Annotated in this window: 8 protein-coding genes; 3 read left to right on the top strand and 5 right to left on the bottom strand. The window is 61.3% G+C overall.

The window, feature by feature from the left end:
- From EN990_RS32655 to tagH, 5 genes are all read right to left on the bottom strand, one after another.
- Positions 1 to 1,602, bottom strand: a 1,602-nt coding sequence (locus tag EN990_RS32655) for a serine/threonine-protein kinase (RefSeq protein ID WP_164766200.1), incomplete at its 3' end; no start/stop codon positions are given.
- A gap of 5 nt (positions 1,603 to 1,607) precedes the next feature.
- Complete coding sequence (locus EN990_RS32650) at positions 1,608 to 2,381, bottom strand: protein phosphatase 2C domain-containing protein (RefSeq protein ID WP_013525286.1); 774 nt, start codon at positions 2,379 to 2,381, stop codon at positions 1,608 to 1,610.
- A gap of 166 nt (positions 2,382 to 2,547) precedes the next feature.
- On the bottom strand, positions 2,548 to 6,111 hold the full coding sequence (gene tssM / locus EN990_RS32645) for a type VI secretion system membrane subunit TssM (protein ID WP_127388527.1): 3,564 nt from the start codon (positions 6,109 to 6,111) through the stop codon (positions 2,548 to 2,550).
- 19 nt (positions 6,112 to 6,130) lie between these two features.
- Entirely contained in the window at positions 6,131 to 7,627 is a 1,497-nt protein-coding gene (gene tssL, locus EN990_RS32640) for a type VI secretion system protein TssL, long form (protein ID WP_013525288.1), read from the bottom strand.
- Between the two features lie 292 nt (positions 7,628 to 7,919).
- Positions 7,920 to 8,960 (bottom strand): type VI secretion system-associated FHA domain protein TagH, encoded by a 1,041-nt coding sequence (tagH, locus tag EN990_RS32635; protein WP_127369861.1) that lies wholly within the window; start codon positions 8,958 to 8,960, stop codon positions 7,920 to 7,922.
- Positions 8,961 to 9,325: 365 nt separating this feature from the next.
- Between tagH and tssI the strand changes: the two genes are divergently transcribed.
- The 3 genes from tssI to EN990_RS32620 form a co-directional block, all read left to right on the top strand.
- Positions 9,326 to 11,653: a type VI secretion system tip protein TssI/VgrG gene (gene tssI / locus EN990_RS32630; protein ID WP_063173924.1), complete on the top strand. Its 2,328-nt coding sequence runs from the start codon at positions 9,326 to 9,328 to the stop codon at positions 11,651 to 11,653.
- A gap of 7 nt (positions 11,654 to 11,660) precedes the next feature.
- Positions 11,661 to 12,086, top strand: a complete 426-nt coding sequence (locus tag EN990_RS32625; RefSeq protein WP_127388526.1) for a DUF6484 domain-containing protein — start codon at positions 11,661 to 11,663, stop codon at positions 12,084 to 12,086.
- 10 nt (positions 12,087 to 12,096) lie between these two features.
- Positions 12,097 to 12,527 (top strand): hypothetical protein (locus EN990_RS32620; protein WP_206526366.1); only part of this gene is annotated, 431 nt, incomplete at its 3' end.

The raw sequence follows: 12,527 nt of genomic DNA, 5'->3' as shown, positions 1-12,527 counted from the left end.
CTTTTGGCTCTCGCCAACCTTGGGCTCAGCGGGCGGCAGCGTCGAGGCTTTCTCTACCGGCGGCGTCGGGGCGGTTGTCTCACTGGAAGCGGCCAACGTTTGACTGTCGCTGGTCATCGTATCCGGCTGGATTGGCGGCGATGCCTTTTCGGGTGGCGGCCTGGCGTCCGTTGCGGGTGACTTCGCGACGACGTCGTTCTGCGAGGGGACTTCGGCGGGCTTGGTAGGCTCCGGCTTTTGAACCCCCAACGTATCTGCCGGATTTTCAGCCGCCTGTCCGCTGGCCTGCACGGGCGAAACTGCCTTTGCCGGCTCAGGGGCGGCAGAGTCCGCCAGGGGCGGCTTTGACAGGCCGGGCGGGAGCTTGGACGGCTCCGGTGGCAAAAGCGATGTCTTGCCGGCAGTCGGTGTGGCAGGCGTCATGAAGCCGCCCAGGTAAAGGCCCGCGCCGGAGGCCACAGCCAGCATCGCCAAGCCAGCGATCGCCAGGGTTCGGGTCTTTGTGGACCTTCCAGGCAAACGCGCCGTGGCCTCGCGCGGCATCGGCGCCGGAGGCGGCCGTTCGAACAAATGCGCGGGCCGCACGTGCTCTACGAAGGGCTGTCCGCCTGGGCCCGCTGCGGCTGCGTCGTCGTGCCTCTCAACATTGTGTGATCGTGCCTGGGTTTTGCTGCCGGATTTAAAGGTTCGCGGCAAAGCCGACCGATCGCGGGGTGTGATGGACGCCGGCGGGGTTGTCTCCTCGTTTTCGTCACGCGTCATCCTGGCGATTTCCGCCATGCTAACCGGTCGGTCCTGCGGATCCGGTTGCAGCATGGGTTCAACGATGTCACGAAAATCATCGTCGATGTCGGTGAGATCAGGCACGGTCCGGCGCTTTTCGATGACCTCGAATTGCGATCCGCTCATATCGATTGGCTTGCCGCGCAAGGCGGCAACCAGCACCAGCCCCAGGCTGTAGATATCGGATTGCTCACTGACATCGCCGCTGTAGAGCCCGAGCTGTTCGGGTGAAACATAGTTGTATTTTCCCGCAAACTTTCCGCCGATCAGGGTCTCACCGCCGACACTCGCCGACCGGGCGATACCGAAATCTATGATCTTCGCGCGGTCGACCCGGCCTCCCGGCAAGATGATGTTATCGGGCGAGAGGTCGCGGTGTATTGCTCCCGCCTGGTGCACGGCGCTCAGGCCGGAGGCGAGGCGGTGGCAGAGCTTGCGCACATCAGCCGCCGGCATCGCGCCACGCCGCATGATGTCGAACAGCGACTCACCGTCGACGAATTCCATGGCAAGGTAGGGACGGCCGATCCCGGGATCGATCGTGAAGACGTGGTAGCGCACGACCGCGTCATGCGACAGGTGATTGAGGATCAATGCCTCCTTGCGAAACAGCGACAAGATCGTCTGGTCACGGGCGAACTCGGGCAAGACGATCTTGATCGCGACATGGTCACCGGTCTGGATATTATGACCACGGTAAACCTCGCCCATGCCACCGAATGCGATGCGTTCGTCGAGCTCGTAGATGCCGCTGAGTTGCGTGCCTACGACGGTGTTGGCCATGCCCCCCGATATGCGCGTCTTGTCGTCGGAGCCCATCAACCTCAGGCCTTCGCTCTATGCAGATATGGAGGAGGCAATTGGCCATCGCGCTCGTGTCCTATCTTTACGAGGACGATCGTGACGTTATCCGTTGCGCCGCGCGCCAGCACCATGTCGAGCAGGTTCTCGCAGGCTGCCTGAGGTGTCGCCGACACCGTCGCCGCCTCGATCTCGGCGTCGGTGACATGCGCCGTCAGACCATCCGTGCTCAACACAAAAATATCCCCCGGCATGATTTCTCCCTGCTGGAAATCGATGACAATCTCGTCGCTGACGCCGATCGCTTGCGTGATGACATTGCGGCGCGGCCACGTGCGTGCTTCGGCTGCGCTGATGATACCGCGGTCGATGAGCTCCTGAACTTCGGTGTGGTCTCTCGAGATCTGCGAGATCGAGGCGTTGCGGACAAGATAGACGCGGCTGTCACCCGCCCACAGGCAGGCAAACCGCCCGTCCATCGCCAGCAGGGCGGCAACGGTGGAACCGATGGTTATGCCGCGGGATTCAGATATGCCTCGGATCTCGGCATTGGCCCGGCCCAGCCTGTCCTCGAAGCGGGCGCGAAGATCGGGAGCTGAGCTCGCAATGCCGATTGTTGACAGATGATCGACGATACTGGCGGAAGCGACCTCTCCGGCGTCATGTCCACCCATTCCGTCGGCTACCACCCAGACGCCAGTTTGTGGCTCGACCAGATAGCTGTCTTCATTGAGCTCACGGACACAGCCTTTGTGGCTCACGCCGAAGCTCTCAACGGAAAGGGCGACAGTATTCAATTTGCCACCAAGCGCTTTTCAAGCGTCCTTCTGCGGCGCACCTTTGGACGCTCGCTGGCGCCACTTTGCCACAGGCTCGAACATTAAAGTATCGAAAACTAAGGAAAACCAGGCTTTGAACGCCGTGGTCAGCGGACCGACGCCATGTTCAGCAGATGAACCCTGTTCAAAACGCCTTGGGACAGCTGAATCCGGACAGGGCCGGGAGGAAGAAGGGGTTGGAGCCTGAGCCTGTCTGGAGAGCATAAGTAACGTCGCGTCCGCCGATCACGAAGCGCGCTTGCATGTTGCTGCCGTCGCCGGTGACGGCAGCCTTGTCCAGAAGTCGTTTCAGCGCCCAGGGCCCTTCGAACTTGATGGCGGATTCGCGGCCTGGCATCTCCGGCGTCAAGCTTAGGCTGGCGGACGCGGAAGCTGCCTCGCCCGGCCAGGTGACCGCGCTCGGCGCGTTGCCCGTCTGATTGCTCCAGACGATCTGGCCTTCGGCATCGAGTATCGCCGTATCGACATCGCTATTCAGTGAGAACGGTGTGAAAGTGATGCTGACCGAAGGCAACGAACCGCCCGATGGGAAGAAGGCGCTGCGGATTTCCGCCGCAAGCTGGAAGTCTTTCAGGGTCGATTTCGACAGGTCGCGTCCAAATCGCGCATCCTGTTTCCAAGTCCAGTCCTGGCTGGTCATGTCGATCAGCGATGCTAGATTTTGTGCGAAGAACCGGTCCAGCAAGCCGCCAGGGGCGAACAATTTGGCGAAATCTGCCATCGCAACATCCTCGGTGGCGTCGCGGGCGAAGGGATAACGGCCGCTGATTGCGGCTTCACAAGGGGCTGTGACCGTCTGGTCAAGTATCTGATTCAAGTTGGTCACCGAGGTTTCGGCAACGTTGCCTTCGAACTCATCCGCCGTCGCGTTGACCATCCGGCCGAGTTGCTTGGGCAGGCGCGAGACATTGGCGCGAAGCGTGGCTATCTGCAGCTGCAGGTTCGAATTGACGCGTTCCGTCTGCGAAGGAACTTCGGCCGCCAGTTGCAGGCTCTGATAGATATCGCTGAAGTTTTGGGTCAGAGCATCGATCGGGCGATGTCCGGCAGGGCCGTTCACCAGGGCCTGGAATGGTCTGAATTGCGCTTCGATGTTTGCTCCTGGACTGAAGTTCCGTGCGTCGGCGGCCCCGGTGCCGGCGCGGCTTTGCGATTTGCCGCTGGCGATTGTTATGCCGATGCGGGCCAGGCCCTTGGCCAGATCCGCGGGGTTGCGCGGCGGGTTCTGGGCCGTGCCTTCGATCTCGGTGCCGGGATCGGGGCCGTCACCTGAGTCCCGCGTCAGAGCTGTTTCATCGGCGATTGCCGCAAAGAGCTGATTCATCGGTGAGCTTGGGGAGGCAGCGGCCGAAAGTGCGATGTAGTGCGGCTTGTCCGTCAGCATCGCCTTGAATTTCAACTGGCCGAGAACGCCGTTCCACGCGGCCGCGAACTCCTTGCCGTAGCGATCAAGAAGTTCGGGGCCGAGCTTGAGCAATTGCTGGTTGATATCGCCTTGTTCGCCGCCGCCCCCGAGAACCCACTGCTCGTCGACAAGCATCTGCGCAATGCGCGACAGTTGCCGGAGATAGAAGGTGTTGAAGCCGGAATGAGTATAGATGCCGGGAATACGAAGCCCTGACAGATCGCCGCCATCGATGCGCTCGAACAGCAGCTGCGCTTCCGGCCCGCCTTTCTGAGACAGTGAAAAATCGTCCAGCACCGCTGCGTATATAGCCGACTTGATCAAGGCCGAAGCGCGATCGGCAAGGCTCATACGCCCGAGTGAACGTTGAGCGGCTTCGACAAGCGGCTGGTTGAGTTCGAAGACCGGATCATAGGCGTCGTCCAATGCCAGCATGGCGCGCAGGTGCTTTTGGAGCTGCTCGCGTCCTTCGCGATTGTTTTCGCCCGGATATCGGTTCTGCTCCCAGTCCCGCTTCATCCACGAAACGATCAAAGCGTCATCGACCTTCGGTGCCTTGCCGCCAAGCATCAGATAGATTTTCAACGGTTCGTAGAGGGCGACGGGATCGGCCATCTTGGCCTGGATCGTCCGCTCGGCCTGGATCAACAGGCGCGATCGGAGCAGTCGCTCCAGCGCCTGCCGATAGGCTGTTTTGGATGCCGAAAGAAGTCTCTCCCTCTGGCTGAGGCCGAACGTCTCCTCTAACGGTGTCGGCAAGTCACCGGTTTCATACCCGGCCGGCAGATCGCGCAACTGGTCAAGCGGGCCGATGACGTTTTCAAGGTCGACATCGGTGACCGTGCTGGCCTTGAGCAACGGGGCCGCCGTCTCGCGATACTGGCCCATGGCCAGCGTTGTGGAGGCGATCAGCGACCGGTTGGAAGCAAAGCTCAGGGCGAGCGTACCCAGTGCGGCGGCGGCGATCAGCGTTATGGCACCCAGGCCACCAAATCTGACGATCGCCGCACGCCTTGCAGCCGATTTGTCATACGAAACCCAGCCCGATTCGGCAAAAATGACGTCCGTCAGCAGATCATGCAAAAAGAAGCTTTTGCCGGTTCCAGAAAGGTGAGGGCGGGAATTGCCACCGAAATTGCGCCCGATCGCGCCCAGCACCTGATCGATAGGCGTGCCCTCTTGCGTGCCGGACGAAAAATACAATCCACGCAGGCTGACATTCACCTGGCTGCGTCCGGGATTGAACAGAGCGGCGACAAAGCTGGTAACTCGGCCCTTTAGTGCGCCGAACTGTGCCGGAAAACCGAAGATGGAGATGCGCGTGACGGGATCAGTCTCTTCCTGGAGGCGGTCGGCCATCTCGTCGGCCAGTCGTTTTGCCAGCGCATCGAATTCGGCAGGGGCTCCAGCGGCCATGTTCCTGTCGCGCTCCGCGGTCTGGAATGTCGCGCCCCACACCTTGCGCCTTCGTGACTCGTCGAAACCGCCGAAGTAGTCCATGAAACCGGAGACAAGATCGGCCTTGGTGAAAATCAGATAGACTGGAAACTGAACTTTCAGCGTCTCGTGGATTTCCCTCAGCCGGTTGCGTATCTCGGCGACGTGGGTATCTAGCTGCCGGTCGTCGAAGCTCATCAGATCGGCAAGGCTGATGGCCAGGATGACGCCGTTTATCGGTTGCCGGGCGCGGTGCTTCTTGAGCAGTGACAGGAAGGAGAGCCAGCTCTTCTTGTCGCTCTCAGCATTGGAATCCTGCGTCGTGTAGCGACCTGCGGTGTCGATCAACACGGCCTGGTCGGTAAACCACCAGTCGCAGGCACGTGTTCCGCCAATGCCGGCCACCGGTTGGGCGTCTCCTGAACCGGCAAGCGGAAAATTCAGCCCCGAATTGACCAGTGCCGTTGTCTTGCCGGCACCCGGCGGGCCTATGACGACGTACCAGGGGACGTCGTAGAGGAAGTTGCGCTTGCCGCTCGACCCTTTGAGCGCCGCCAAGGCCTCATTCATGCGGGCTTCGAGCAGCCGCCCATCGTCATCATCGCGGTCATCATTGTGCGCAACGACGGTTTCGAGCGCTTTTTGCGCCTTCCTCCCCTGCCAGAAACGCAGCCCGTGAACAAGCGCCAGCGTCGCCACGATTACACCGATGATCGTTGCACGCAGCCAGGCAGGCCCGAGCGGCCGGCTATCGGCAAAGCGGATCAAGGGGCCGGCAAACCATATGGCCGTCGCGAAGCCGATCAGCGCGGTCATGCTGAATATCCGCAGCAGCCAACGCGTCATGGATGCTTCCAGCAGGTCGTCACAATGTCTCCTCCCTGGGGATCATCACATCGACACGGCGGTTCCTGGCGCGGCCTTCCGGCGTCGCGTTTTCGGCGATCGGTTCGTCCTCGCCCTTGCCGTCCACCGTCAGTCGCGAGGGATCGCTGAATTTCGCGGCCATCAGCGCTTCGACGGCTTTGGCCCGGGCCAGCGAAAGGTCGAAGTTGGATTTGAAGGCGCTCGACCGACGCGGTTTGACATTATCCGTGTGGCCGACGATCCGGATCGGTCCAGGCTCGTGCTCAAGAGCCGCGGCGATGTCGGCGGCGATGGGCTGAAATTCCGGCTTCGTCTCGGCCCTGCCGGACTGGAACAGCAGCAGATTGTTGATTTCCACGACGATGAAGTCGCCCTTGGTGCCAATGGCCAGTCCGCCGCCTTCGACGTCCTTGGCCAGCGCCGCACGAATACGATCGATCTGAGCGTTGGCCGCCGGTGGGGCGACTTTGGCTGGCTCGACCAGCGGCGCCACGCTGGCGCGCTCGATAGCGACGGGTATTGATGGGTTGAGTGCCAGCAATTCACCTGCGGCGGCGTCGCCTTCATTGGAGATGAAGACCCGCAATGCGAAGAACGCTGCCGCCAGCAGCGCCGACGCTGACGCGGCAACCACCCAAAGCGGCAGGCGGGCCGAGGACTGCGCCATCGTCTCGGCCAAGCCCTGCCAGCGCGGCGAGATGTCTTCACCCGCACGCGTCCTGAAGTAGCGAAGCGTCTCGTAGACGTCGCGTCGAACGCGCTCGAGATTGTTGTCTTCGCGCCTCACGCCGCGATACTGGCCCTCGAACCCCAGCGACAGACAGACATGCATCAGTTCGAGCAGATCGTAATGTGTCTCGGGATGGGCCAGGATCTTGTTCAGTGCTTCGTAGAAGCCTGTGCCGGAGGACTGGGTATGAAAGAACTGCCACGACATGCTGCGTTGCGACCAGTCGTCTTTCCCAGGCCAAGGCAGGTTGCCGATGAGATCGTCGGCTGTTTCGCACAGAACATAACGCGCAATCCGCGCATCCTCTTCGGCAACGTCCGATTTCTCCACCGTCCGGTCGAATTTTTCGATGGCCTCAGCGACATGTTGCGCCAGTGGCTCCGCCTGTCTTTCGACAGGCATCAGCCTGAGTTGCCCAAACAGCATCAGCAAAGGAGCGGCCGCAGCGAGAATAGTGTTTGCCGCGCAGTATCTGACCACCTCGGCGGCGCCGAGCAGCATGCGCTGCTCGATGGGCGGCTTTGATGCGGCGGCCGAAGAGCTGGTACCTGCTGGGGCACCCAGGGCCGGGCCTTGATAGATGACGGTTCCTGATACCCAGCCCGGTGGCCGCACGACGCCAGGATCGAACACGGTTGAATCCTCGATCCTGGAGGTGTCCGCGATGGATTGCTCCGGAACCGGCGGCGGTTTTTGCGTGCGCCGTGGATTTGCGCGAATGACGGTCTTGCCCGCCGGACCGAAGGGGTCGTCCTTCGAGCTCATCGCCGATCACCCGTGCAGGCGGGACACCCGCGATTGGGCGAGACAGGCGCAAGACGGTTTCTGGTCGGGTAAAGGGGCAGCTCCGGTCGGCCGCGGCAGTGTCCGCAGAAGGATTGGCCAGAAAATCCTGTCCCGCCGTAGCATGACATTGCCGCAGACCCCCAGGTCAATGAGTCTTACCCGCTTGGCGAACTGTCGTACGCGATTGTAATCTCAGAAATTGTTTATTGGAACCGGATGCCGGGCGTCGGAGGACTTTTCTGATTGCCCTGCCAGGCGTTTCCTGGATCGCCTATTTTTGCTTGTCGGCTTTGGCGTAGGCCTCGCTGAAATACGCCAGGAAGATGTCCAGCATGCCGTTTTCATGTGCCTCCTCCATGGTCCGCCATGTCGCGACATAGGCGTCCCAGGCCTGCCCCTTCTTCGATGTGAACGACGTAGGCGGGAGTTTCCTGCCGATCGCCTCGGGCGACAGGTCGTCAAGCAGTCGGGAGAGCGCAGCTTGCATGGCGGCATAGGTGGCGAATTCGTGCGTCTTCAGATCGCGGAATGCGTCCTCGATACTGCGCCTGGCATCAAGATAGCCGGCCCTGCGACGGGCGAACATGATTTCGAGGATTTCGTCGGTTCCTGGAACGAACTTCAGCGGATTGTTGTCGGCGGCGCTGATCATCGTTCGTTGTGTGCTCTTGGCCAGCATTTTCGCGGCCGCACGTGCTTTCAGCAGCAACGTCAGTTCCTCGACCACCGCCCGCAGGACCGCGCCGATTTCGGCGGCAACTTCATGCGGGTCGCGTAATTGAAGCAATTCCGGCGAAATGCCGGCTCCGATCGCGATCTCCCGCAAGACCTCGTCTCTGGTCGAAGGTAGGGGTGGGGAGTGCGGCGGAATGCGCTGCCCGGGCCGTTGCTGCGCGGGATCGAAGAAAGGTGCATGTTTAAATTCCAGCGGTCGGCCTGTCGCGGGCGGCATGTCTCGCTGCTCGGATTTGTAGCTGGGGTAGCCCGCCGTGGCGCGCTCTTCGTCGATCGATACCAAGATGACATAACGGCCGATCAGTATCCGGTCGCCATGGCCAAGCCGGTGTGGCCCGGTCATGCGCTGGCTCGATCCGTTGATGAAAGTCCCATTGCGCGAGATGTCGTGCAGCCAGAACGCGCCCGCCTCGTAGCGAACCTCGCAGTGGCGGCCCGAGATGAACTTGTCGGGATCCGGCAAGGTCCAGTCGCAAGCATCGCGTCCGATTTCGAAGCCGCGATCACGCGCCGCGTAGCTGGTCGAGGTACCAGCGGGCAAGGCGTCGACATTGTTGATTTCCAGACTGATGTGCATCCGAGATCGCCGTCGATCGTTGATCGGTACTCCGCCATTCTAGCAGCTTGCGGGTAAAACAGGACAGAAGCGTTTCAAGCCGATGAACCGGCTGGTTAATGCATGTCGCCCAAAAGTGCCCTCCGTTTGAGAAAACGACATTGCATGAAACAAGACCTGAAGGTGCAGCGCGTGAATCCGACCAACCGCGATACGGTTTGGGTTTCTGTCGCCCCATGTCCTCTTTGGCCAGCAGGAAAACATGTGGTAGGCTCAACATGGCCTGGCGTGGCGGATTTAAGAAGTTCCTGAACGGAATGCTGTTAATATAGCGGGAACTTCAAATCCATCACATTGGCGGCCGCGTCCAGGAGGGGGCTCGACCCATGCCCAATGAACGTGCCACCGTTGTCCGGACACCGGTTGGCTCCGAGCTGTTGACCTTCACGCATCTTGTCGGACGCGATGAGATCAGCCGTTGTTTTGCCTATACGGTCGGATTCGTGAGCACCGACTCCGATATCGATCCGTTGAAGATGCTGGGCGGGCCGCTCTCGATCGAAGCTGAATCTGATCCGAAACGCTGGTTCAGCGGCATCGTCTCCGAGTTCCGGCTCACCCGGCTGGAAGATCGGCTGGCCTACTATGAGGCGGTCATCAGGCCGTGGCTCTGGTTTCTCGGCAACACCACCGATTGCCGTATTTTCCAGAACAAGAGCGTCCTCGACATCGTCAAGGACATCTTCAAGAAATACGGTATCGCGGAATTCGATCTGCGCCTGCAAGGGTCCTATCCCCCGCGCGAATATTGCGTGCAGTACGACGAACCCGATCTGGATTTCGTGCAGCGGCTGCTGGAGCATGAAGGCATCCTGTATTTCTTCGAGCATGATGACGGCAAGCACACGCTTGTCCTGGCCGATGCGATGAGCAAGCTGAAGCCTGCGCCGGGCTACGAGAAAGTGCTCTATAACTTTGAAGGTCAGGGTTCGCGGCGCGATGTCGAATACATCACTGAATGGATACCGGGCAGTTCGGTGCGCCCAGGCGCGTATGCCCACACCGACTATGATTTCACGAAGCCGGGCGCCGATCTCATGGCCAAGTCGGCCCAGCCGTTCAGCCACAAGGAGGCAGCGGGCGAGAACTACCGCCAGCCCGGCGCGCATCTCGAAACGGGCCGGGGAGACAGCCTGGCCGCGATCCGGCGTGAGGAAATCCAGGCCGTCCACCAGCGCATCGCCGCCGTCGGCACCGTGCGCGGCCTCTATTCGGGCTGCACGTTCAAGCTGGATAGCTTTCCGCGCGAGGACCAGAATCAGGAGTATCTGGTGGTCAGCGCCGAATACAGACTGTTTGATCCAGGCTACAGAGCCCATGCTGACGTCGACAGCGAGAACTTCAAGGTGATCCTCGGCCTGGCGCCGACCGCCTTGCCCTATCGTCCACCACGGATCACGCCACGGCCGATCATGCGCGGGCCGCAGACGGCGACGGTGGTCGGCCCGTCCGGCGAAGAAATATTCACCGACAAATATGCGCGGGTGAAGGTGCAGTTCCATTGGGACCGTCTGGGCAAGAACGACCAGAACAGCTCCTGTTTCGTGCGAGTGTCGCAGACCTGGGCCGGCAGCGGCTGGGGCTTCATCCAGATCCCGCGCATCGGCCAGGAGGTGATCGTCGACTTCATCGAAGGCGACCCGGACCTGCCGATCATCACCGGCCGGGTCTACAACGCCTCGCAGATGCCGCCCTACGGGCTGCCGGGCAGCGCCACGCAATCGGGCTGGAAGTCCGACTCCTCCAAAGGCGGTGGCGGCTATAACGAGCTGATGTTCGAGGACAAGGCCGGCTCCGAACTGGTCAATTTCCAGGCGCAGAAGGACCATAACCTTCTGGTCAAGCACGACCGCACCAAGCTGGTGCAGCACGACCAGTCCGACCGCATCGACCACGACGCCAAGCACTCCGTCGGCCACAACCTCGACGAGGACGTCGGCAACAACAAGACGGTCAAGGTCCGCGTCGACCAGACCACCAACATCGGCAAGAACGATACCGAGACGGTGGGCGTCAACCGCTCGCTGACGGTTGGCTCGAACGAGACGATCGGCGTCGGGGCGAACTCGATGGAGACGATCGGGTCCAATCACACGCAGACCGTCGGGTTGATCCAGACGATTACCGTGGGCGCGGCGCGAGTGGATTCAGTGGGCGCAGCGGAAACCCGAAGCGTTGGCGCCGTCCAGACGAATGAGATCGGCGCATCGCGCTCGATGACGGTGGGGGCCGGACAGACTCACACCATCGGAGCGGCGGACAATTGGACAATCGCCGCCGCGCAGAGCGTGAAAATCGGCGCGGACCAGAGTTTCACCATCGGCGGCGCGCAGTCGTCGCAAATCGGCAAAGGCAGGTCGGCAAAAATCGGCGCTGACGACGCAACCGATGTCGGAGGCGGGCACGCGCTCAAGGTCGGCAAGGGCAGCGGAATCCAGATTGCGGACGACAGCTCGATCAAGGTCGGCAAGAACCTGGTAATCGAGGCGGGTGACTCGATCACACTCAGATGCGGCTCGGCGTCGATCACAATGAAAAAGGACGGCACCATTGTTGCCGACGGCAAGGACATAACGCTCAAGGGCAGCGGCAAGATTACCGTCAAGGCGGACGGCGACGTGATCGTCAAGGGAAGCACCATCAACAACAACTGAGGGCGTCATCATGGCAGTGCTGGATCGTATCGATGGCGTAGTGATCGGCCTGCTGATTGGTTTCGAGGGCGGGGCGCCGCTTGTCGTCTTCGTTGGCAATCCGCGCGAGACGGCGATTGCGGCGCGCAGCCTGACTGAACTGGACATTTCGGCGATCGGTTCAGAACTGGCCCTTCTGTTCGAGGAGGGTGATCCCACGCGGCCGCTGGTCGTTGGACGCATCGTCGATCCGGCGCACAAGAACAGGGGGTTGAAAGTCGCTCGCGAAGGCGACCGTGTCGTCATCACCGGAGACGAGCGCATAGAACTGCGCTGCGGCCTGGCGTCGATCATTCTAGAAAAGAATGGCCGCGTGACCATTCGCGGCAGCCAGTTGACGAGCCAGGCCAGCGGGACCAACCGTATCCGCGGCGGGGCCGTGCATCTCAATTGAGGTATTGCCGATGCACCCCGTCGCGACCATCGCCGCCATCGTGGATCAACATGCCGAAGATGCCGCTTTCCTCTGGCTTCGCCGCCGCCGCGAAATCGATGGTTCGATTCTCGAGGAGACGGACATCGGCCGCATCGACCAGCGTCTCGACGCGAACATCGAAGGGCTCATGGCTGCCGGCAAGGCCGGCTGGGATGCGGCCCGGGCCCGTTTCACAGACTATGCCGAGCCGGGCGAGCTTTTCGCACTTGGCACGCTGGCATTGCATTGGGGCGATGCTGATCTGGTAGCGATTGCGATCGACGCCGCGGCGAGCCTCGGTGAGGCCGGCCTGTCGAGCCTGTCCGCCGCAGTCGCGCGCACACCGCGTGAAAAACTGCGGCCGTTCGTGGCCGAATGGCTGGACACCCGAGATGCGCCGCAGCGTTGCCTTGGGCTGTC

The organism is Mesorhizobium sp. M7A.F.Ca.US.005.03.1.1 (assembly GCF_003997975.1).
In the GTDB taxonomy this organism is placed as follows: Bacteria; Pseudomonadota; Alphaproteobacteria; order Rhizobiales; family Rhizobiaceae; genus Mesorhizobium; species Mesorhizobium ciceri.
Note: the sequence above shows the minus strand (reverse complement) of the source record. Positions and strands in the feature narration are given on the sequence as shown.

What these genes read in the sequence shown, in the direction of transcription:
- tssM (WP_127388527.1), bottom strand. Translation starts at nt 6,111, where the DNA reads ATGACGCGTTGGCTGCTGCGGATATTCAGCATGACCGCGCTGATCGGC.
- tssL (WP_013525288.1), bottom strand. Translation starts at nt 7,627, where the DNA reads ATGAGCTCGAAGGACGACCCCTTCGGTCCGGCGGGCAAGACCGTCATT.
- tagH (WP_127369861.1), bottom strand. Translation starts at nt 8,960, where the DNA reads ATGCACATCAGTCTGGAAATCAACAATGTCGACGCCTTGCCCGCTGGT.
- tssI (WP_063173924.1), top strand. Translation starts at nt 9,326, where the DNA reads ATGCCCAATGAACGTGCCACCGTTGTCCGGACACCGGTTGGCTCCGAG.